Raw genomic sequence first — 20278 nt, 5'->3', positions numbered from 1 at the left:
CATTCCCTTACAGGCTGTGCAGGTTAGTTAGGCCATGTTGTTCCAGAATGGCGCAAAGATTTGTTTTAGCAACGTTATTTTCAAATGCGTCATCAAGGAAATAGCAGACAGTATCTTTGCCAGCTTTTTAAACTCTTATGCCAGTCAATGATCCCCTTGGTTAGTGCCTCAACAGAAGAGGCAGGGATTTGACGGGTAAAGCAGGTAAACAATTTGCCACCATCAACACAAGAAACAGTTAATTCATCAAACTGACGGGTTTCAACGTTTACACTCAGATCAATACCACGCTTAAGCATCAGTTCAGTCAGCAAATCTTCTTCACTACGGCCTTCAAGGATTGGGCTTACATAAGCATCAAGCTGTTGGTGAAAGTGTTTCGGCAGAGGCTTCCCACGGACGAATGTTAGATGTATCGAGTTTAAACACACGAAAACCGACATCACCATTCCAGTCGGTGTTTCCATCTTTTACTTTCTTACCTGATTCGATAAGACGATATTTTGTTAAATCTGAGATAGTCATAAACTCAGATTTATTGCTTGGCTCGGGTAATTGGATGAGCATGTAATGAATGTTACTATTATTTTTTGAATTGCTTTTCAACACTGCATGGCCAGTTGTTCCTGAACCAGCGAAAAAGTCTAAAACTATATCGTTAGAACTTCTACAAATCCAGTTGATGATTCGTTCTAACAAGTCAGTATTTTTTTCGGTGTCGAAAATAGTTTCATTTCCGCTTAAAGAAATATCCATCCAGTTATCGCTTAGTATTTTTCCATCACTTGGTGGGACATAATACTGAACAACATCCTCATCGTTCTTACGAACGAAATTTAATTTTTTATTTGTTGATGTAAGATTATCAAAAAACCAATCATCAAGACTCATCTGTTGAGACTTTTTTTCTAAGAAAAAGCGATAGTTTTCTATGGCTTCAGTTGTTCTGTTTTTTTCCCATCGCCATTGGCCTTTTTCGGGAGTTATACCAAATAATTCATAACGCATTGTTGGCCTATCTGTTCCTCGCCAAAAGGTGTCCCATTTCCCCGGTTTTTGTTCAAGGTGAGATTGGCTTAGTTTGGGAAGCCGAGATAAGCTGTTTTTTGAATATAAAAGTATATATTCATGTCCCTGAGATAATGCACTCACATCTTCAAACTGGGCTTGGACATTTTTAATACCTCTGCGTACGGCAATTGTATTTCTATAACATTCCTCTCCAAAAATATCATCCATTATTATTTTTAAGTTTGATACTTCATGCGAATCAATTGAAACAAAAATAAACCCATCAGAGTGCAATAGGTTTTTCGCTAGCTTGAGTCTTGGATACATCATGTTCAGCCATGACGTATGAAATCTTCCACTAGTTTCAGTATTAGTACTGATTTTATTACCGTTAATTACTTGACCGGTAAAATTTAAATATTTACTTAAATTATCTCTATAATCATCAGAATAAATAAAATCTTGCCCAGTGTTGTAAGGAGGATCAATATATATAAGCTTAACTTTTCCAGCGTAGCTTTTTTGAAGAAGCTTTAACACTTCAAGGTTATCACCCTCGATCATAAGGTTCTTGGTGTTATCCCAATCAACGCTTTCATCTTTACATGGGCGTAAGGTGCCACGGGAAGGCGTCAGAGCAAGCTGACGAGCCTGACGCTTACCATGCCAGTTCAGGCCATAGCGTTCTTCTTTGTCGTCTACATTCTCACCCAAAAGCTGCTTTAAAACCTCAAAATCAACACTGTCTTCATTAAAAGCTTCAGGAAACAATGATTTAAGCTTGGTGATGTTATCAGCAGTGATATTCATTGATTGCAGTTCGGGCATTTCAGGCGAAAGTTTGTTCATTGACCATTCCACGTATCTGTATCAGGTTACTGTGTGATGGGGGATATTTTACGGTAAATAGTGCATTTCATCAATGAACAGCGTGCTACAGATTTCTTTTTAAATCATTATGTTAATGCTTTTATTGAATGTTCTGTCCTCGTGTTAGTACAATTAGCTTTTCTGCGTCTACCAAACATTATCAGGATGTGATGATGGCTAAACTGAACAAGAAACAACTTGCTTTACTCAAAGAAATACCTGCCGATCAACTCATGCAAATAATTTGTGATATTGCAGAGGATAATGGTCAGGCAAAATCCTTTCTTATTAATAAATATCTGTTAACTCCAGAAGAATCACTGAAAAAGGCTGAGGCTGAATACAAAAGGGTAATTAAAACAAAACGCTTTTATGATTATTATGAAGCAGCGATTTTTTTTGAGGGGCTATACAGGAATGTCATATTTCCACTTGAAAAGACGGTATCAACGCTGCCTGAAAAAACCGAGGCGTTTTGCCATGATTTACTGCTCTCATTTGATAAAATCAGCGAAATTGCTGATACATCAGATGGATCATGGATGGACTATTATAATGGTGCTGTCGAAACATGGTTAAAATCCCTGTCCCTACAAAAAGACAAAAGCATTGATGTTATAGCGGATAAAATACTTTCCGTGCTTAAAGGTGATGTATATTTTAACTTTGATATTTTTGATAAGTATAAAAAAGATCTGGGATACAATGTTATTCGTGCTTTAAGGGAAAGTCTTCTTAAGACAGGTGATGTTAATTATGCTGTTGAGTTAAGTCTGTATATCAGGGATGTTGATTTCATCAGGCAATGCTTTGAGAAAAGAAAACTGAACCAGCCAGAATACATCATTAAGTTTGCTGAGTTGCTGGTTGATGAACTGTGCACTGAGGAAGCCATTCAGGTTCTCAATAAAATCAAAGAAGATAAATCAGTTGATCAGGCAGGGCTTCGTGATAAATGGACTGAGGTGTTGGCTCTGGCGTTGATTGAAGAAGGCGAGATTCAGCAGGCAAAAACAATTTGTATAGACGGATTTAAGAACAGGTGTGATGTTATTTTTTATAATATCTATAATCGGGTAGAGAAAAATAATGACTCACTGGATTTGTTCTCTGGCATAGCAAAGAACAAAGGCTTTCCGTTTGTTATTCTTTTCTTGTCCGGGACAGATAGTTATGGAAAACTTGATTCTGAAGTCATGAATGCGAGTGAAAATGAAATCGCAGAGATGATGTCTTTATTACGCGGTTCTTTAGTTCGTACCTTATCGAGTGAACTTTACAGGCATGGTTATGCATGTTCTGCAACTTTGCTCCGTAGAGTGCTGGCAGAGGACAGTATCAGTCGTTCTCAGAGTAAATACTACACCTATGCAGCATCTGATATGAAAAAAAGCATTGATTACAGTAAAGATATTACATGGACTGAAAAAATCCCTTCAACAGAAGAGTATTTAAAATCCCTGTTTATTGAGCACAAAAGAAAATACGCACTCTGGGAAATAATGCTGGAAAAAATCGCTGGTTTAGTGATAGAGAAAGATTCAGTATCATATTCAGCATAGAGTGTAATTAAGCATGAAGTTGAAAGGCCGCGAACGGCCTTTCCCTTTATTTATTTGAAGCAAACTCAAACGGCCTGACCATATCGTTGCTGTTAGCATCAAGGAAATCAGCCCACCACTGAAGCATCAGGCGGCGCTGTTCAAGGTGTTTAGCCTTGTGGGTATAAGCTGCCCGGACACTGTTGCTTTCCTTATGGCTCATCTGAAGCTCTACAGCGTCTTCTGACCATAAACCGGACTCAATCAAGGCACTACAGGCCAGAGTGCGGAAACCGTGTCCACAGATGTCCTGCTTCGTGTTATATCCCATATTACGCAGGGCTTTGTTGATGGTGTTTTCACTCATGGGTTTAAACGAGTCATAACAGCCAGTGAAGATTAATCCATCATCATGGCCTTCTTCATAAGTCAGTTGTCGGATCTCTTTGAGTATCTTCATGGCCTGCTTACAAAGGGGAACGAAGTGCTTACGCTTCATTTTAGCCCACGAGTCGAATGTTTGACGTTTTCAATTGCTTCACGCTGTTCGGGTATCACCCATAACTTACTTTTGAAATCAATTTCAGACCAGCGAGCGAAACGAAGCTCACTGGAACGAATGAAAATCATCAGATTGAGCTGTATTGCCAGTATGGTTAACCTGCGGCCTTTGTATTCGGCAATTTTGTTCAGTAGCTGGGGTATTTCTTCCAGCTCAAGTGCAGGGCGGTGTTCAGTTTGTGGTTTCTGAACTGCACCTTCCATATCATAGGCTGGGTTATGGCGTATCAGCTTTTGCTGGACGGCATGACGCAGGATTGCCGTAATGTATTGTTGAATGCGCATGGCAACTTCAAGATAACCAAGTGCCTCAACCTTTTTCACCGGAACCAGCAGATCACCCGTATCCAGTTCGGCAACATCTTTGTCACCGATTACCGGGAAGACATAAGTTTCAAGGCGCTTCCATACGGCATCACCATAATCATCAGACCATTTTGTTTTCGTAGAGAACCACGCTTTGGCTACTGTTCTGAAGGAGCGTGTATTATCACGTTTGGCTTTAAGCTCTTTAACCTCTGCCTGTTTCTTTGCATTAGGGTCAATACCCTGAGCCAGAAGCCTTCTGGCCTCGTCACGGCGTTGTCTTGCGTCAGAAAGAGAAACTGCAGGGTAAACACCAATAGAGAAGAGTTTTTGTTTCCCTTCGAAGCGGTAAGCCATTTGCCAGTATTTCGAACCTTTAGGGGTAACACGAAGGAACATACCAAAGCCATCAGTAAGCTTGTATTCCTTCTCAAGGGGTTTTGCATTTTTTGCTTTAATATCAGTCAGTGACATGAAAACACCCCCTCATTTGTTGGTAAAAGGGAAATCGAACCAGCATTACCAGCATTTTTACCATCAAAATGATATGGCTTCGAGTGGTTTTTAGTGAACGAGGGTGAACGACTGAGAGGGGATAACCAATTGATAGAAATGCAGAAAGCAGACGTTAGTGAACGTCTGCTTCCCTTAAATTGGCTCCTCTGACTGGACTCGAACCAGTGACATACGGATTAACAGTCCGCCGTTCTACCGACTGAACTACAGAGGAATCGTGTGAACGAGGCGCATATTACTGACCTCATCATGAGGTGTCAACAGTAAAATTAGCGCGTCATTTCAATTGGTTAATTAATCTTCAAATTCAGTATTAATGCGTGTTTGGTGAGCGATAATCGTCGTCTCCCCGGGTATCGCGTAACCGCTCCATGGGGTTCTGGCGATAAAACTGGATGAAACGCTGCCATAAGGCAGGAAAACGCGGAGCAAATAATTCAGGAGCACTGAAAAAATACTCGGATAGCACGGCAAAGCATTCAGCAGGATCGGTCGCTGCGTAGGCATCTATACTGCACGCAGTTTCACCAACCAGATCGATCTCATCCTGAATATTGTTCATTGCAGCATGCAGGTCGTGTTCCCAACCGGCGATATCGCGCAGGGGAATCGCCGGAGTACCGCTGGCACGATCGCCATTACGCATATCAAGCTTGTGCGCCACTTCATGGATGATCAGATTAAAGCCGGAGGCATCAAAGGAATCCTGAATATCAAGCCAGTTGAGGATTATCGGGCCTTGTTGCCAACTCTGCCCGGACTGTACCACGCGTTGATTATGCACCAGCCCAATATCGTCTTCCCATTCATCGTCTACGACAAATGGGGCAGGGTAGATGAGAACTTCATGAAACCCGTCGAGCCACTCAATCCCCATTTCCAGAACAGGTAAACAGAATAGCAGAGCAATGCGCGCACTTTTTAGCGGGTCCAGCTCAAACCCCTGAAGAGCGACTAATCTTTTTTGTTGTAAAAAGCGCTCGGCCAGGGCAATAAGTCGGGCTTGTTCTTGCTCGGTGAGATTCACCAAAAGGGGAATAGCCAGGGCGTCGTCCCACGGCCAATCGTCACTCCGGGTTGCTTCTTGTTCTTTCCAGGGCCACTTAATCATCGTTTTGCTCGCAAACTCGTCACTTGAACGAAATTGACGGAACTGGGTCTGTTAAAATGCCAAATTACCTGGCATCATGGCAACCGCCAAAACGGAGAGATGCCAGAGCGGCTGAATGGACCGGTCTCGAAAACCGGAGTAGGGGTAACTCTACCGGGGGTTCAAATCCCCCTCTCTCCGCCACTATTCAAGCACTTGCACGCCTTGCTTTCAACGACAGTTCTCATGGATGTCTTTTTCTTTGAGTATCCTCACAAGTTTATCGTTGTAATGCCCGTGTGGTAAAAAATACTCTTCGTTGAACAAAAAAAGCCCGCAGCGCGGGCTTTTGAGTTTGTGGAGATTAGAACTGGTACACAATACCCATGGCAAACTGATCATCAACTGCGTTGCCAGTAATTGCGCCGTCTTCTTTATCCAGCAGGTTAAATTTATACGCTGTGTAGACGTTCATATTTTTATTGAAGTAGTACCAGGTGCCGAGTTCGACGTAATTCACGCGGTCAGCGTTAATACCGTCGTGTCCATTTCTGGCTCCCAGGTCTTTACCCTGCGAGTAAACGTAACCCAGGGATGGACGCAGACCAAAGTCGAACTGATATTGAACGACTGCTTCAACGTTTTGCGTTTTGTTTGCAAAACCGCGATCGGTTCCGGTTTTGGTCATATTACGCGTTTCGCCATACATCGCTGCCGCATAAACGCTGTTGGCGTCATATTTTGCTGCCAGAGACCAGACTTCAGCGTTGCTGCCATAGCCATCGATGGATTGTTTATCCGTACGGTCGGATTTACCATATACCGCGACGAAACCAAAGCCATCTACGTTGTAGTCCACCGACATGCTGTAGCCGTCGCCATTTGCTTTAGCGTAATCGTCATCGTGATTCTTGCCCTGGTACTGTAGCGCGAAATCAAGACCCTCAACCATGCCGAAGAAGTCTGTGTTGCGGTAGGTCGCCACGCCGTTGGTACGACCGGTCATGAAATTATCCGTCGCAGACCAGGAATCGCCACCCCATTCAACCAGCATATCGGTGTAGGCTGCCGCATCGTAGGCTACGCCATAGTTACGACCATAATCAAATGAGCCGTAATCCGCATATTTCAGGCCCGCGAAGGCCAGACGGGTTTTTTGCTCCTGAGATCCTTCCGCATTGCTGGCGTCGAGGTTGTGTTCAAACTGACCAAAACCTGTCAACTCGTTGCTGATCTGGGTTTCACCTTTCACCCCAAAACGGGCGTAAGAGGTGTCAGCATTTTCACTGTTACTGCTATCCGTATTCGACCAGATGCGTTCGCCTACCATCTTGCCGTAAAAATCAATTTTATTGCCGTTCTTATTATAAATTTCAGCCGCATTTGCTGCGCTTGCAGCTAATAAGGCAGGGAGAAGCAGTGCCAGTACTTTTCTTTTCATTATGTATTCCCTTTATATAATAATTAAAATGAATGTGTAACACTATCTGAAAGACTACATTTGAATACTATCTATGAAGTTCATTTAATTTTAAATATAACATGTAACAAATGTATTTAAGATATTTCAAAATATTTCATTGTTGCTTTTATATAATTAAAATTGCATGGTGTTTGAATTAATATTATCCATATAAATGTATTTTTTATCATATAGTTATGATTTCTTTTATTCTATCTTGTTAAATGTATATTATTGATATTTGTTATTTGTTTTGCATGCGGGATTATAATTGATCTGCTTGTTTTGAATAATGGATTTATATATCCGTTATAGTGATACTTATTGAGTGAATAATATGTAGTGATGATAAAAAGCGTCGACGGTAGTCTGACATGATAATTGTTGCTAAGGTGGTTTTCTTTCTGCGAAGAGCGAGAGTATGGAACTACAGTACTGGCAGTCGAAATTTGAAGCCTGGTTACGTGACAATCATTCCGGGCACGACGCTGCCCATGACATCTTTCATTTTCGTCGCGTCTGGATGACATCACAAAAGTTGAGCATGGATGTGACCGTAGACTGGCTGGTGGTGCTGACGGCGTGCTACTTCCACGATCTCGTCAGTTTGCCGAAGAATCATCCCGATCGTCATCGTTCGTCGGTACTGGCAGCCCAGGAAACGCGTTGCGTTTTGATGCGTGATTTCCCTGATTTTCCACAACAACGATTACCTGCCGTGTGCCATGCTATTGAGGCGCATAGTTTCAGCGCCAAAATCGTACCAGAAACCCTTGAAGCCAAAATCGTGCAGGATGCTGACCGGCTTGAGGCGTTGGGCGCAATTGGTTTAGCACGGGTATTTGCCGTGTCCGGCGCGTTAGGCGTGGCGCTGTTTGATGCGGAAGATCCGTTTGCCCGACAGCGTAGCCTTGATGATAAACAGTACGCACTCGATCACTTCCAGACCAAATTGTTGACGCTGCCGCTGACGATGCAAACTGAACACGGTCGGCATTTGGCGCAACATAATGCTGACTTCTTACTGACGTACATGGCGAAGCTGAGTGCGGAGTTAAAAGGAGAATATGAAATGCTGGATCTTGACGCGATTCAACCCTTTAAGTTGCGTTAGTCGCCAGTACAGCCGCAACGTCAACCGCGCTAAATTATGTTAACCTGTCAGCTATCCATTTCGGCCGGTTAAATGTATGCAGGATAATTTTTCAGTAGCAGGTTCCATGAACCCGATGACAGATGATAACGAGGCCGCCGCACAGGTGATTTTGGCTAAGTTGCTTGAAATATATGACGTGAAAACGCTGGTTGCTCATCTGAATGGTGTTGGCGAGAACCGCTGGAGTCCGGCCATCTTCAAGCGAGTGGTTGCCAATGAAACGTGGCATCGCCTCAGCGACGGTGAGTTGGCTCATCTGAACGACTTGCTGCCGAGGCCGCCTGCGCATCATCCACATTATGCTTTTCGCTTTATCGATCTTTTTGCCGGTATTGGCGGCATTCGTCGCGGCTTTGAGGCGATTGGCGGGCAGTGCGTGTTTACCAGTGAGTGGAACAAGCATGCGGTGCGCACCTACAAAGCGAATCACTACTGTAATCCTCACCAGCACCATTTTAATGAAGATATTCGCGATATCACCCTCAGTCATCATGATGGGGTGAGCGACCAGCAGGCGGCGGAACATATCCGCCAGCATGTTCCGCAGCATGACGTGCTGCTGGCGGGGTTTCCTTGTCAGCCATTCTCCCTGGCCGGTGTATCAAAGAAAAACGCGTTAGGGCGGGCTCATGGCTTCGCCTGCGATACGCAAGGCACACTTTTTTTTGACGTGGTGCGCATCATCGATGCGCGTCGGCCGGCAATATTTGTGCTCGAAAACGTCAAAAACCTGAAGAGTCACGATCAGGGGAAAACGTTCCGCATCATTATGCAAACGCTGGATGAGCTGGGTTATGACGTGGCTGATGCACACGATAACGGGCCGGACGATCCGAAAATTATCGATGGGCAACATTTTTTGCCCCAGCATCGCGAACGTATTGTGCTCGTCGGCTTTCGCCGCGATCTGGATCTGAAATCAGACTTCACGCTGCGCGATATTGTCTCCCGCTATCCTCAGCGGCGTACGACGCTGGCGGAGCTACTTGAGCCGACCGTCGACGCAAAATATGTGCTCACGCCGGTGCTGTGGAAATATCTGTATCGTTATGCGAAAAAGCATCAGGCACGGGGCAATGGATTTGGCTATGGCATGGTGTATCCCGGCAATCCCGATTGCGTAACGCGCACATTATCGGCGCGTTACTATAAAGATGGGGCGGAGATCTTGATCGACCGCGGTTGGGATATGGCGCAGGGTGAAAAGGATTTTGATGATCCGCACAATCAGCGATACCGTCCGCGCAGGCTGACGCCCAGAGAGTGCGCGCGCCTGATGGGATTTGAATCACCTCAGGGCTATCAGTTCAGGATCCCGGTGTCGGACACACAGGCTTATCGTCAGTTTGGTAATTCGGTGGTCGTCCCGGCATTTGCGGCGGTTGCCAGACTGCTGGAGCCAAAAATCAAACAGGCGGTTGCTATTCGCGAGAAAGAGAAACTGCATGGCAGACGTTCACGATAAAGCGACGCGCAGTAAAAATATGCGGGCGATAGCAACCCGCGATACCGGAATTGAAAAACGCCTTGCCAGCGTACTGACAGAGCAGGGGGTAACGTTTCGCGTGCAGGATGCGACGTTACCCGGTCGTCCCGATTTCGTGGTGGATGATTATCGTTGTGTGATTTTTACCCACGGCTGTTTCTGGCATCATCACAACTGCTATCTATTCAAAGTCCCCGCCACACGAACAGCGTTCTGGCTGGAAAAAATAGGCAAAAATGTCCAGCGTGACGCGCGGGATTGTGAAAAATTGCAGGCTTTGGGCTGGCGCGTACTGATTGTCTGGGAGTGCGCCCTGCGTGGGCGCGAAAAGCTGGGGGATGACGCGTTGTCCGAACGCGTCATCGAGTGGATCTTCGGCGGTGGCGACAGTGCGCAGATCGACACCCTCGGTATCCATTTACTGTAACGTCTTTTCCGACGGGGTCGCAACGGCGTCCGCTTTAATGGGAAATAAGTATTTACCGAGTGTGACCAGTACCACCGCAAATACAATCACGCCAAGCGCCAGCCATTCGATGGGCGCCAGACTTTCACCTCCCAGGCCGGTACCTAACAGTACGGCGACAACCGGATTAACGTAGGCATAGCTGGTGGCTAATGCCGGGCTGACGTTGCGGATCAAGTACATGTACGCGTTGATGGCAATAATAGAACCAAACACGGCCAGATAGGCGACCGCCATAAAGCCTGAAAACGTCGGCATAGTGGTCAACTTTTCCCCGGAAATCAGCGAGGCGCACATCAGCACAATACCGGCGGCTAACATTTCAATGGCTCCGGCCATCATGCCAACGGGTAACGTTATGCGCGAGCCGTACACTGAGCCAAACGCCCAGCTTATCGAACCTATCAGGATTAAAATTGCTCCCCATGGATTACCACTCAAATTACCACCGCTGTTCAGCATGATGATCCCCGCGAGTCCAATTGCGATCCCCATCCATTCAAGTTTGCGCGTTTTGATGCCAAAAAAGTGGCTAAAACACAGCGTAAACAGCGGAACGGTGGCGACCACCACGGCGGCAATACCGGAAGGCACGTTTTGATGTTCTGCGACGGTGACCAGTCCGTTACCGACAGCCAGCAGCAGGATACCAATTAACGCGGCGTTCAGGATCACGCGCAGAGGCGGCAGCTTATGTCCGCGGATAAGTAAGAATGCTGTTAATAAAATCCCCGCAGAGAGAAAACGAACGCCAGCCATCATCAACGGTGGCCAGCTTTCAACGCCAATGCGAATAACGAAGTACGTGGAACCCCAAATGATGTACAGCGCGAAAAGCGCACTGAAAAGCGGTAGCAATTGCCTGAAACGCATAATCCCTCACGGTGGAAATAAAAAGGTGCAACATAGTAAACGTCAAAACTATCTTGCTGGCGAGATTTATAATTACGTGCTGATGTTAAAAATTTGTTGACCAGAAAGGTCAGTTTCAGCATTGCGTGTTTTACTTCATACTTATGACTGCAAAAAAATAATATTGAGGGTAAAAATTTTGGCAGGAAGTAGCTTATTGACCTTACTCGATGATATCGCCACTTTGCTGGATGATATCTCTGTCATGGGAAAACTGGCCGCGAAAAAAACCGCGGGTGTGCTGGGAGATGATCTGTCGCTTAACGCGCAGCAGGTGTCGGGTGTGCGGGCGAACCGTGAACTCCCGGTGGTCTGGAGTGTAGCGAAAGGATCGTTTGTTAACAAAGTTATCCTTGTGCCGTTGGCGCTATTGATAAGCGCCTTCATTCCCTGGGCGATCACCCCCTTATTAATGGTAGGCGGGGCGTTCCTCTGTTTTGAAGGTGTAGAAAAAGTTCTCCATACCCTGGAAGCGCGTAAGCACAAAGAAACCCCGGAAGAGCGCCAGCAGCGTCTGACATCTTTGGCAGCGCAGGATCCACTCACCTTTGAGAAAGACAAAATCAAAGGGGCGATACGTACCGACTTTATTTTATCTGCTGAGATTGTCGCGATTACGCTGGGGATCGTAGCGGATGCGCCATTGTTGAATCAGGTGTTGGTGTTATCTGGCATCGCGTTAGTGGTGACAGTGGGGGTCTACGGCCTGGTCGGGATTATCGTTAAGCTCGATGATATCGGATACTGGTTGGCAGAAAAGCGCAGTACGCTGGCCCAGTCGCTGGGTAAAGGATTGCTGGTCGTTGCCCCCTGGCTTATGAAAACACTTTCCGTGGTCGGCACGCTGGCGATGTTTTTGGTTGGCGGCGGAATTGTGGTGCACGGAATAACACCGCTGCATCATGCGATTGAACATTTTGCCCAACAGCAAAGTGCATTGATTGCGCTGATGCTTCCGACCCTGCTGAATCTGGTGCTCGGATTTATCATTGGCGCAATAGTGGTGCTGCTGGTGAAAACCGTCGCCAGAGTGCGCGGAGTTTCGCACTAATTGTCGCAGGGTTGATTACGCAAAACCCTTCTTTGTCGTCTAAGGTGTAAAGGTTTCTCTTGATACAGGAGGCAGGTATGGTCTTTTCTGTCAGTGAGGAAGTCACCTCCAAAGAGGGTGGCCCACGCATGATCGTTACCGGGTATGCCAGCGGAATGGTGGAGTGTCGCTGGTATGACGGCTTTGGCGTCAAACGGGAAGCATTCCGTGAAGATGAACTGGTGCCGGGCGAGCGAAGAAAGCTCTGCCAGGATGCCTGAACACCTGGGGGGCGCGTAACCGGGTGATCTTTCAATCATTAGTTATATTTATCATTTTAGTGAGAATTATTTACTTGTCAGGCAAAAAAATTGCAGATAAGGTTTGTTTCACATCAGATTTCCTGGTGTAACGAATTTTCAAGTGCTTCTTGCATAAGCAAGCTTGATCCCGACCCGATAAGGGCCGGGATTTTTTTCGCCCTCAGTCAGCGATTGATCTCCGACACGCTAAAATCATGGATATCAAGCTCGAACGCGTCGGCCAGTTCATGCCACGTGTGGTAATCACGTCCGTCGACGCTGACGCGTTCCGGGTCATCCTGACTGCGATGAATTTCACTCTCGCAAATTTCGTTGATTGCCTTCAGTAGCGCGTCCACATCGACGCTGACTTCACGTTTGGCCGTATCGCTGTACTCTTTCGCGGTTTTCATCCTCATACCTCTCAACCGTTAAGGATACCGGGGGAGCGCATCCAAACATCAGATACGCACAACTTAAGTATAGACCGTCGATAAAACCCGCAATCGCGCGAGGCAGGCGCTGCCAGAAAAAGGAAATTGTTCTACACTGGCACAAAGCCACAGGAGGAAAACTATGAAGGTGAATGATCGGGTCACAGTCAAAACGGACGGCGGTCCTCGTCGACCGGGCGTGGTACTGGCTATCGAAGAGTTTAGTGAAGGCACCATGTACCTGGTTTCGCTGGAAGACTACCCGCTCGGTATCTGGTTCTTTAATGAATCAGGTCATCAGGATGGTATCTTCGTGGAAAAAGTAGAATAAGGTGAGTTTTGCTGCATGATCCTGACTGGTGGATTCGCCACCAGTCAGAACGTGTTAGCGCGTATTCACAAAGATACCATTGGTAACGTTATCGGTGAGTCTCACAACGTGATAGATAACTTGCTTATTATGCGTCTTTATCTTTCGTTTTATATTCCCCTTATGGGATGACACGGTCTTGGCCTTGATATTCATTTGGTCGGATATCTGTATTGTTCCCTGACCCTCCATCCACATGCGTAGCATGCTGGACTCGGTACGGCTCAATGATAATGTTGGTAGATTCACATCAATGACAAAATCTACTTCTTTTTTCAGAATATCGCCAAGGAGTTCATCCAGTGAATCTGGTTTAATCGACTTAGAACTAATCAATAAATTTTTTCTGACTAATAGATACTCATCAAAATGCACGTTGGCAATTGCCATAAACACAATAAATAATGTGCCGGGATGCTGATTAATGATTTGCTTTATTTGCTGGCTATTAGCAGGATCGTGGATAAAGCAGTCCTCATTAATAAACACCACAGCGGGCTGTTGAGAGACACAGGCGAGACTGAGCTCCTCAACGTTGGAAATGTTGTTGATTTCCCTTTTCTTCACCCCCCGACTTACCAGATATCCGGTCAACCCTAGCCGGGTGTAACTGCACAAATCCATAATAATCGTTGACATGGCATACCCTCACTCAATGCGTAACGATAATTCCCCTTACCTGATTATTTTCATCACAACTAAACGGAATAATAACGACCCAAGATGACGCTTTCGCTGTTTTTCAGGCGAAATTACTATCCCGTAAAGTTGCGTATAATTTGCCAGGAAACATCTTAAAGTAAAGTAAATGTTGCGTTATGTGAGTGAGTCAATAATAAATAAACCGCGACAGAGATATCCTGGTTGATGTTGTCGCTTTTTAAATTTAGGACAATCCTTAGTAAAACAGGATAAAAATTAAGGGTTATTATTTTCCGGGCATTTCGCTGACAATATCAGCCAACAAATTAAAAATTTCGCTGAATAATCGCTCGCAGAATGGCGCAATTAATGGCATCAGGGCCGCCATTAATGAAATACCCACGGCGAGGGTGAGTGGAAAACCGATGACGAAAATCGACAGCTGAGGAGCCATGCGATTCAACAGACCGAGTGCGAGGTTTAGGGTGAGTAGCAGCGTCATTATCGGCAGGGCCAACATTAGCCCGTTGAGGAAAATCAGGCTACCCGCCCGCGCCAGCGCGAGAAACGCATTGCTGTTCACCGGATTGCCGCCGATTGGCAAGGTATGAAATGTATCCACCAACAGCGAAATAAGCCACAAATGGCCGTTAAAAGTCAGGAATAACAGCATGGCGAGCATGTCGATCAGTCTCGCCAGTACCGGCATATTCAGACGGCTGCCGGGATCAAAGAAGGTTGCGAAGGAGAGACCCATTTGCAGACCAATCAATTCCCCGGCGGTACGTACTGCCGCGAAGGCAAACTGCATAGTGAAGCCCAGAGCGATGCCGATCAGGATTTGTTGCATTGCCTGCCATAGCGCCACGATAGAAAAGATAGGGACGTCTACCGGGGGAATCGACGGAGCGATAACGACGGTTATCATTAACCCCAGCCCGAGTTTTACCCGTTTGGGGATCGCGCGCTCGCTGAGAATCGGCGCCGTTGAGATGAGCGCCAGGATGCGCAGCAAAGGCCAGAAGTAAAGATTCAGCCAGTGGAGCCACTCAACGCTGGTCACCTGCAGCATAATGTCATCTACCCGATGATGTAGGGGATATTGCTGAACAGCGTACGCACGTAGTCGAGCAGCAGGTTAAGCATCCACGGGCCGGCAACAATGATGGCAATAAAAACCGCGACAATTTTGGGAATGAAGGACAGCGTCATTTCGTTTATCTGGGTCGCCGCCTGCAAAATACTGATGATAAGACCTGTAACGAGGGCGACCAACAGCAAAGGCGCGGCAAGGGCTAGGGCGACTTTCATCGCCTCTGTGCCCATCATCATGACCGATTCAGGTGTCATTTCGCGCCTCTAACTGTAAAAGCTTTGAGCTAGCGAGCCGACAAGCAACTGCCAACCGTCTACCAACACAAACAGCATCAGCTTGAACGGTAGCGCGATCGTGGCCGGGGGGACCATCATCATCCCGAGCGCCATCAGCACGCTGGCGATGACCAGGTCGATAATCAGAAACGGAATAAAAATGGTAAAGCCTATCTGGAATGCCGTCTTCAGCTCGCTGGTGACATAGGCTGGAAGCAAAATCCGCATCGGTACGGCTTCTGGTCCCTGTAGGGGACCGCTGTTTGCTAAGCGCGCGAAGAGTGCCAGATCGGCTTCACGGGTCTGGCGCAACATAAACTCGCGCAGCGGCTGTGCGCCTTTCTCCATGGCTTCCTGCATAGAGATTTTCTCTTCGCTGAACGGCTGATATGCGTCGACGTAGATTTTGTCGATTACCGGCGACATGATGAAAAAGGTCAAAAATAGCGCAAGGCCCAGTAGCACCTGGTTCGGGGGGGCCGAAGGGGTTCCCAGCGCATTTCGTAACAGACCGAAAACGATGATGATGCGGGTGAAGCTGGTCATCATCAATAAAATGGCGGGCAGGAACGTCAGCGAGGTGATAAACACCAGCGTTTGCACGGGCAAAGACCAGCTTTGTCCGCCGCCAGGCAGCGGCTGGCTAACCAGACCCGGGAGCTGGGCGAGGGCTACTGGGCTGAAAAGCCATAAGCCTGCCAGCGTGATGGATAACAAACGGCGCATCAGGATCTCCCGGAACGCTTAAGCAAACTCTTCATCATGGCCTGGAAATCCGCGGGGGAGGCCGGTTTTTCTTCTGTATCAGCAGGCGCCGGGGGCAGGGTGTGCAGCACGTTAATTTGCGAGGCCGTGACGCCCAGTACCAGGCGCGCATCTTCAACCTCAACAATCACCACGCGCTCACGTGGACCCAGTGAGGTACTTGCCGCAACTTTCAGTCCGCGCGTACCGGCGCTTTTGGGGGCAAACCCCATACGCTTAATCACCCAGGCTGCAGCCAGGATCAATACGATGATCCCAAGCAGCGCGCCGCTTACCTGAACCAGCGGTGAGCCGGGTACGGCGGCTGGCTGAGAAACTGTAGCCTGGGTATTCATGATTAACGGCTCAGACGGCGCATGCGTTCAGATGGGGTAATAATGTCGGTGATACGTACGCCGTATTTGTCTGCGACAACCACCACTTCACCCTGGGCAATCAGGTAACCGTTGATCAGGATATCCAGCGGCTCGCCCGCCAGACCATCCAACGCGACGACCGAACCCTGTGTCAGACGCAGCAGCTCTTTGATGGTCATACGGGTTCGGCCCAATTCGACGGTCAGTTTGACCGGAATGTCCATGATCAGGTCGATGTCCTGCAAGGCACCGCTGACGTCGCCGCCACCTAACTGCTGGAATACCGCATCGGCCGCACTTTTGGTGGGCGTGGTTTTTTGCTCGTTTAACGCGTCAGCCCACAGATCGTCCAATGCACCAGTGTTCTCATCGGACGGATTATTCATATCACTCATTTGGGCTGTTCCTCATTCAGCGAATTCAAAATCGGGTTTATCAGATGTTCTACGCGTAACGCATACTGACCGTTCACCGTGCCATACTGGCTGGTCAGTACAGGCACGCCGTCCACATGAGCAATAATGCGGTCGGGTTTTTCAATCGGCAGTACATCGCCGGGTTTCAGTTTTAAAATCTGGGATAGCCGCAGCGGAATGTCAGCAAAGTTTGCCACCAACTCCAGCTCAGAATGCTGAACCTGACGCACCAGATTATTGCGCCAGTTCTGATCTTCATTACGCGAGTTTTCCAGCGGCGGGTTCACCAGCAGCTCACGCAACGGTTCAATCATGCTGAATGGCAGACAGATGTTAAATTCACCGGTCAGGTTGCCAATTTCAACGTGGAATGGGGTATTGACCACGATGTCGTTAGGAGACGTGGTGATATTGGTAAATTTCACCTGCATCTCGGAACGAACGTATTCCACTTCCAGCGGATTGATGGCCTTCCACGCGTCGCTGTAGCTTTCCAGCGCCAGCTTCAGCATGCGGTTGATAACGCGCTGTTCGGTATGGGTAAATTCACGGCCTTCCACTTTCGTCGGGAAGCGGCCATCACCGCCGAAGAGGTTATCGACGGCGATAAATACCAGACTCGGTGAGAACACCACCAGACCCGTACCGCGCAGCGGCTTCAGGTGGATTAAGTTCAGGTTGGTCGGAACCGGTAAGTTGCGCGCAAACTCGTGGTATGGCTGGATACGGATCGCACCCACGGTAATATCCGGGCTACGGCGCAACAGGTTAAATAATCCCATACGGAACTGGCGCGCGAAGCGTTCGTTAATGATCTCCAGCGCCTGTAAACGCTCACGTACTACGCGGCGCTGGGTGTTGGGATCGTAAGGACGAATATCGCTTTCTTTTGCGATACCGGAAATGGGTTCGTCTTTAGTTTCGCTATCGCCATTAAGCAATGCGTCGATTTCAGCCTGAGAAAGAATACTGTCGCCCATGTCTTTACCGCAGAATAAAAGCTGTATAAAGAACGTCGGTGACAACCTGTTTGGGTTGCCCAACAACGAGCGGAGTCGCGAGCGTCTCTTTGATGGCGGCAATGAGCTGTTGCTTACCTTCTTCGGTGGCGAGCGTAGCCGCGTTCTGACGAGAGAACAGCAGCAGCAAGCGGCTGCGCACTTCCGGCAGATATTCGTTAAGACGTGAACGCGTTGCCTCGTCTTTCATGCGCAGCGTGATACCGATATACAGTACACGGTCCGCATCACCCAGATTGACGGTAAAGGTATCCAGCGCAAAGAATACCGGGGCTGGCGGTGGAGCCGGTTCCGCTTTGACGCTGGCGGACGGCTGCTGCTGCATGCGCCAGTAGCTATAACCCGCAGTTGCGCAGGCGGCGAGGGTAATCAATACCAGCAGAGGGATCCAAATAGCGCGTTTACTTTTTTTGTTAATCGCGGAGTCAGTCATCAGATACGGGCTTCCTGTTTCGGTACAGCTTATGGGCTGATTATCCCGTGTCCTGTCCACGACAAAGCGTGGAAAAGACGCGGATAATCATGCTACCTCTGGCGTTAGGCGAAGATGTCTACTGCTCCATCACCGCGTGCTGCAGCTTGCAGTGAGGCTGGCGCTGCCAGTACGGCGTCATCTTCAGCGGCAAAAATGTCTTGTCCCTGAGCGCGACCCGCCTGCTGTTGCTGCCCGGAAGACTGCTGATTACCGGCAAAGCTTTCACTGCTGATACTGCTTTGTCCAAGCTGGATCCCGCTTTCAGCCAACTGCGTACGCAGCATCGGTAATGCAGCTTCCAGCGCAGCGCGCACGTGACTGTGTGGCGATACCATTTGCAACTGCGCGAGATTGTCATCCAGCTTGAGGGAAATGTGCACCTGGCCCAGATCCTGTGGATGCAGACGCAGTTCTGCGCTTTGCTGGCCCTGGCGAGTAAACAGAGTGACGTGCTGGCTCAGTGATTGCTGCCATTCCTGGCTACCCAATGGTGCGCTTAGCACAGGTGCGGCGGTCGGTAACGGTTGAGCGTGGGACTGCGGGCCACTTAACGGCGCTGTCGTCATGCCAATGCTGGTCGGCGAAGGGGAGCTTTCAATTTCCGCTCTGGTCGTCGCCGCTGCCGTCAACGGGGTTAATGTCGGATTGTTTGTCTGATCTACGCTGCTGGCAGGCGTTGCAATATCCGCTTTGCCTTTTTTGGCATCACCTGGCAGCAATTCGCCAGCATTATCGGCGATAGCGCTGTGTACCGAGCCTCGTGACAACGCCGAAAGCGTCGCATCAACGGGGGCTGGCGCGCTGTCGACGGCAGGCGTGGTCTGCGGTTGTCCTGGCAGCATGGCGAACAATGCGCTCAGGTTGGCGAGATCCTCATCGCTCAGTGCGGTGTTTTTTTCATCCTGCTGAGCGACTTTGCCCAGTGTCGTCAGGGCATTAACTTTCAGTGAGGGCGTGAGGGCAGACAACAGTTGCTGAGCGTCTGTCATGTCGACAAGAGAAGCATCAGTGTGCATCTCTTTTTGCGCCAGTAGTTCGGTCAACTTGAGCGACGGTGCTGAATCGCCATTTTTTTGCAGTAACCCTTTTTGCAGTTTGCTACCGGCCGCCTGTAAGTCGGCAAACGACAGCGGGGCGTCTTTACCCTGCGCGTTGTCCGCACCTAATGCACCCGCCAGCAGCGCTAAAAAATCCTCGGGTGAATCAACCGCTTTGCCTGACTGAAGACCTGCGGCTACGTCGGTGTCGGTGGTAATCAGTTGGGGTAAAGTAATCATTCGGGTTTCCTCATAGCTGCACGCTGAGCAAATTCATCCATTTTTTTCTGATCCAGGCGGTTTTCGGCCAGTAACGCCGCCGAGGTTTGTCTGTCCTGCAGAGTCTGCCACGCCTGTAAACGTTGTTTTTTGTCGCGCCAACTGTTCAATGCCTGGTCTACTTTCTGCGTCCACTGATTGAGCTGTTGGCGGTGTTGCTCAATCGCTTTTTCCAGCGTCTGAATAAATTGTTGGTAATTGATCCAGCGATTACTGGTAATACCCTGACCCATGTCACTGTTCAGATTGTTGCGGTACTCATGCTGATAATCGATCAGCATTTTCAACTGCTCTTCCGCCTGCTGACAGCCACGACGCATCTCTCCCAATAAGACAGCGGCGTCATCTACCTCTTTTTCAGCCAGGTCTTTCAGTGTGGCTAATGCACCATGTTGTGCCATGACC

General features: G+C 48.0%; 21 protein-coding genes, 2 tRNA genes and 2 pseudogenes. 8 read left to right on the top strand and 17 right to left on the bottom strand.

The genetic code is table 11. The features are described 5' to 3' along the window. Positions 1-7: 7 nt before the first annotated feature. Positions 8-1860, bottom strand: a pseudogene (locus GPJ68_RS14595) (site-specific DNA-methyltransferase). 194 nt (positions 1861-2054) lie between these two features. On the opposite strand from GPJ68_RS14595, the gene GPJ68_RS14590 reads away from it, so the two are divergent. Then, positions 2055-3443: a SpnT protein gene (locus GPJ68_RS14590; protein WP_075808383.1), complete on the top strand. Its 1389-nt coding sequence runs from the start codon at positions 2055-2057 to the stop codon at positions 3441-3443. Positions 3444-3489: 46 nt separating this feature from the next. Here GPJ68_RS14590 and GPJ68_RS14585 read toward each other — a convergent pair. From GPJ68_RS14585 to mtfA, 3 genes and pseudogenes are all read right to left on the bottom strand, one after another. Then, a pseudogene (locus GPJ68_RS14585) lies at positions 3490-4763 on the bottom strand (tyrosine-type recombinase/integrase). Positions 4764-4943: 180 nt separating this feature from the next. Beyond that, a tRNA-Asn gene (locus tag GPJ68_RS14580) sits at positions 4944-5019 on the bottom strand. Positions 5020-5118: 99 nt separating this feature from the next. Continuing rightward, complete coding sequence (gene mtfA, locus GPJ68_RS14575) at positions 5119-5916, bottom strand: DgsA anti-repressor MtfA (protein ID WP_016156853.1); 798 nt, start codon at positions 5914-5916, stop codon at positions 5119-5121. 93 nt (positions 5917-6009) lie between these two features. Here mtfA and GPJ68_RS14570 point away from each other — a divergent pair. Further along, positions 6010-6099 (top strand) — tRNA-Ser (locus GPJ68_RS14570). 160 nt (positions 6100-6259) lie between these two features. Here the strand turns inward: GPJ68_RS14570 and GPJ68_RS14565 are convergent. Further along, positions 6260-7336 (bottom strand): porin, encoded by a 1077-nt coding sequence (locus tag GPJ68_RS14565; protein ID WP_172860494.1) that lies wholly within the window; start codon positions 7334-7336, stop codon positions 6260-6262. Positions 7337-7778: 442 nt separating this feature from the next. Between GPJ68_RS14565 and GPJ68_RS14560 the strand changes: the two genes are divergently transcribed. The 3 genes from GPJ68_RS14560 (at position 7779) to GPJ68_RS14550 (ending at position 10426) form a co-directional block, all read left to right on the top strand. Then, positions 7779-8471 (top strand): phosphohydrolase, encoded by a 693-nt coding sequence (locus GPJ68_RS14560; RefSeq protein ID WP_094169304.1) that lies wholly within the window; start codon positions 7779-7781, stop codon positions 8469-8471. Positions 8472-8547: 76 nt separating this feature from the next. After that, positions 8548-9978 (top strand): DNA cytosine methyltransferase, encoded by a 1431-nt coding sequence (locus GPJ68_RS14555; RefSeq protein WP_104651499.1) that lies wholly within the window; start codon positions 8548-8550, stop codon positions 9976-9978. Next, positions 9959-10426: a very short patch repair endonuclease gene (locus tag GPJ68_RS14550; RefSeq protein ID WP_104651500.1), complete on the top strand. Its 468-nt coding sequence runs from the start codon at positions 9959-9961 to the stop codon at positions 10424-10426. Before GPJ68_RS14555 ends, GPJ68_RS14550 begins: the two co-directional genes overlap by 20 nt. Here the strand turns inward: GPJ68_RS14550 and yedA are convergent. Next, positions 10418-11338, bottom strand: a complete 921-nt coding sequence (gene yedA, locus GPJ68_RS14545; protein ID WP_104651501.1) for a drug/metabolite exporter YedA — start codon at positions 11336-11338, stop codon at positions 10418-10420. The genes GPJ68_RS14550 and yedA overlap by 9 nt on opposite strands. Positions 11339-11516: 178 nt before the next feature. Here yedA and GPJ68_RS14540 point away from each other — a divergent pair, with 178 nt between their 5' ends. Then, positions 11517-12428, top strand: coding sequence for a DUF808 domain-containing protein (locus tag GPJ68_RS14540; protein WP_029139582.1), 912 nt, complete (start codon positions 11517-11519; stop codon positions 12426-12428). A 77-nt stretch (positions 12429-12505) separates the two neighbouring features. Further along, positions 12506-12688 (top strand): YodC family protein, encoded by a 183-nt coding sequence (locus GPJ68_RS14535; protein WP_016153498.1) that lies wholly within the window; start codon positions 12506-12508, stop codon positions 12686-12688. A gap of 206 nt (positions 12689-12894) precedes the next feature. Here GPJ68_RS14535 and yodD read toward each other — a convergent pair whose 3' ends face one another. Continuing rightward, positions 12895-13122, bottom strand: coding sequence for a YodD family peroxide/acid resistance protein (yodD, locus tag GPJ68_RS14530; RefSeq protein ID WP_003030417.1), 228 nt, complete (start codon positions 13120-13122; stop codon positions 12895-12897). Positions 13123-13285: 163 nt separating this feature from the next. On the opposite strand from yodD, the gene dsrB reads away from it, so the two are divergent. Continuing rightward, positions 13286-13474, top strand: coding sequence for a protein DsrB (gene dsrB / locus GPJ68_RS14525; RefSeq protein ID WP_003030419.1), 189 nt, complete (start codon positions 13286-13288; stop codon positions 13472-13474). A gap of 54 nt (positions 13475-13528) precedes the next feature. On the opposite strand, the gene rcsA is transcribed toward dsrB, so the two are convergent. From rcsA to fliJ, 10 genes are all read right to left on the bottom strand, one after another. Continuing rightward, complete coding sequence (gene rcsA, locus GPJ68_RS14520) at positions 13529-14152, bottom strand: transcriptional regulator RcsA (protein ID WP_016153497.1); 624 nt, start codon at positions 14150-14152, stop codon at positions 13529-13531. A 289-nt stretch (positions 14153-14441) separates the two neighbouring features. Beyond that, a complete protein-coding gene (gene fliR / locus GPJ68_RS14515) occupies positions 14442-15227 on the bottom strand; it encodes a flagellar biosynthetic protein FliR (protein WP_016153496.1) in 786 nt (261 codons plus the stop codon). Between the two features lie 8 nt (positions 15228-15235). Continuing rightward, positions 15236-15505: a flagellar biosynthesis protein FliQ gene (gene fliQ / locus GPJ68_RS14510; protein WP_003030425.1), complete on the bottom strand. Its 270-nt coding sequence runs from the start codon at positions 15503-15505 to the stop codon at positions 15236-15238. A gap of 9 nt (positions 15506-15514) precedes the next feature. Next, entirely contained in the window at positions 15515-16252 is a 738-nt protein-coding gene (fliP, locus tag GPJ68_RS14505) for a flagellar type III secretion system pore protein FliP (protein ID WP_006684053.1), read from the bottom strand. Continuing rightward, positions 16252-16629 (bottom strand): flagellar biosynthetic protein FliO, encoded by a 378-nt coding sequence (fliO, locus tag GPJ68_RS14500; RefSeq protein WP_104651503.1) that lies wholly within the window; start codon positions 16627-16629, stop codon positions 16252-16254. Before fliO ends, fliP begins: the two co-directional genes overlap by 1 nt. Beyond that, on the bottom strand, positions 16629-17042 hold the full coding sequence (gene fliN, locus GPJ68_RS14495) for a flagellar motor switch protein FliN (RefSeq protein WP_003030433.1): 414 nt from the start codon (positions 17040-17042) through the stop codon (positions 16629-16631). Before fliN ends, fliO begins: the two co-directional genes overlap by 1 nt. Next, positions 17039-18043: a flagellar motor switch protein FliM gene (gene fliM, locus GPJ68_RS14490; RefSeq protein WP_003030434.1), complete on the bottom strand. Its 1005-nt coding sequence runs from the start codon at positions 18041-18043 to the stop codon at positions 17039-17041. Before fliM ends, fliN begins: the two co-directional genes overlap by 4 nt. Before the next feature lie 4 nt (positions 18044-18047). Further along, entirely contained in the window at positions 18048-18515 is a 468-nt protein-coding gene (gene fliL / locus GPJ68_RS14485) for a flagellar basal body-associated protein FliL (protein ID WP_016153493.1), read from the bottom strand. Between the two features lie 104 nt (positions 18516-18619). Beyond that, a complete protein-coding gene (fliK, locus tag GPJ68_RS14480; RefSeq protein ID WP_016153492.1) occupies positions 18620-19834 on the bottom strand; it encodes a flagellar hook length control protein FliK in 1215 nt (404 codons plus the stop codon). Continuing rightward, the gene (gene fliJ, locus GPJ68_RS14475; protein ID WP_016153491.1) at positions 19831-20274 is read right to left on the bottom strand and encodes a flagellar export protein FliJ; all 444 of its coding nucleotides are present in this window, start codon (positions 20272-20274) and stop codon (positions 19831-19833) included. Before fliJ ends, fliK begins: the two co-directional genes overlap by 4 nt. Between the last annotated feature and the right edge of the window lie 4 nt (positions 20275-20278).

Source organism: Citrobacter sp. 172116965 (genome assembly GCF_013458095.1).
GTDB classification, from domain to species: domain Bacteria; phylum Pseudomonadota; class Gammaproteobacteria; order Enterobacterales; family Enterobacteriaceae; genus Citrobacter; species Citrobacter braakii.
This window is presented reverse-complemented; position numbering and strand designations above follow the sequence as displayed.

Coding starts and splice junctions, on each gene's coding strand:
- GPJ68_RS14560 (WP_094169304.1), top strand. CDS start 7,779: ATGGAACTACAGTACTGGCAGTCGAAATTTGAAGCCTGGTTACGTGAC.
- fliM (WP_003030434.1), bottom strand. CDS start 18,043: ATGGGCGACAGTATTCTTTCTCAGGCTGAAATCGACGCATTGCTTAAT.
- fliK (WP_016153492.1), bottom strand. CDS start 19,834: ATGATTACTTTACCCCAACTGATTACCACCGACACCGACGTAGCCGCA.
- GPJ68_RS14550 (WP_104651500.1), top strand. CDS start 9,959: ATGGCAGACGTTCACGATAAAGCGACGCGCAGTAAAAATATGCGGGCG.
- GPJ68_RS14535 (WP_016153498.1), top strand. CDS start 12,506: ATGGTCTTTTCTGTCAGTGAGGAAGTCACCTCCAAAGAGGGTGGCCCA.
- rcsA (WP_016153497.1), bottom strand. CDS start 14,152: ATGTCAACGATTATTATGGATTTGTGCAGTTACACCCGGCTAGGGTTG.
- GPJ68_RS14555 (WP_104651499.1), top strand. CDS start 8,548: ATGCAGGATAATTTTTCAGTAGCAGGTTCCATGAACCCGATGACAGAT.
- GPJ68_RS14565 (WP_172860494.1), bottom strand. CDS start 7,336: ATGAAAAGAAAAGTACTGGCACTGCTTCTCCCTGCCTTATTAGCTGCA.
- yedA (WP_104651501.1), bottom strand. CDS start 11,338: ATGCGTTTCAGGCAATTGCTACCGCTTTTCAGTGCGCTTTTCGCGCTG.
- yodD (WP_003030417.1), bottom strand. CDS start 13,122: ATGAAAACCGCGAAAGAGTACAGCGATACGGCCAAACGTGAAGTCAGC.
- GPJ68_RS14590 (WP_075808383.1), top strand. CDS start 2,055: ATGGCTAAACTGAACAAGAAACAACTTGCTTTACTCAAAGAAATACCT.
- fliQ (WP_003030425.1), bottom strand. CDS start 15,505: ATGACACCTGAATCGGTCATGATGATGGGCACAGAGGCGATGAAAGTC.
- dsrB (WP_003030419.1), top strand. CDS start 13,286: ATGAAGGTGAATGATCGGGTCACAGTCAAAACGGACGGCGGTCCTCGT.
- fliL (WP_016153493.1), bottom strand. CDS start 18,515: ATGACTGACTCCGCGATTAACAAAAAAAGTAAACGCGCTATTTGGATC.
- mtfA (WP_016156853.1), bottom strand. CDS start 5,916: ATGATTAAGTGGCCCTGGAAAGAACAAGAAGCAACCCGGAGTGACGAT.
- fliJ (WP_016153491.1), bottom strand. CDS start 20,274: ATGGCACAACATGGTGCATTAGCCACACTGAAAGACCTGGCTGAAAAA.
- fliR (WP_016153496.1), bottom strand. CDS start 15,227: ATGCTGCAGGTGACCAGCGTTGAGTGGCTCCACTGGCTGAATCTTTAC.
- fliP (WP_006684053.1), bottom strand. CDS start 16,252: ATGCGCCGTTTGTTATCCATCACGCTGGCAGGCTTATGGCTTTTCAGC.
- fliN (WP_003030433.1), bottom strand. CDS start 17,042: ATGAGTGATATGAATAATCCGTCCGATGAGAACACTGGTGCATTGGAC.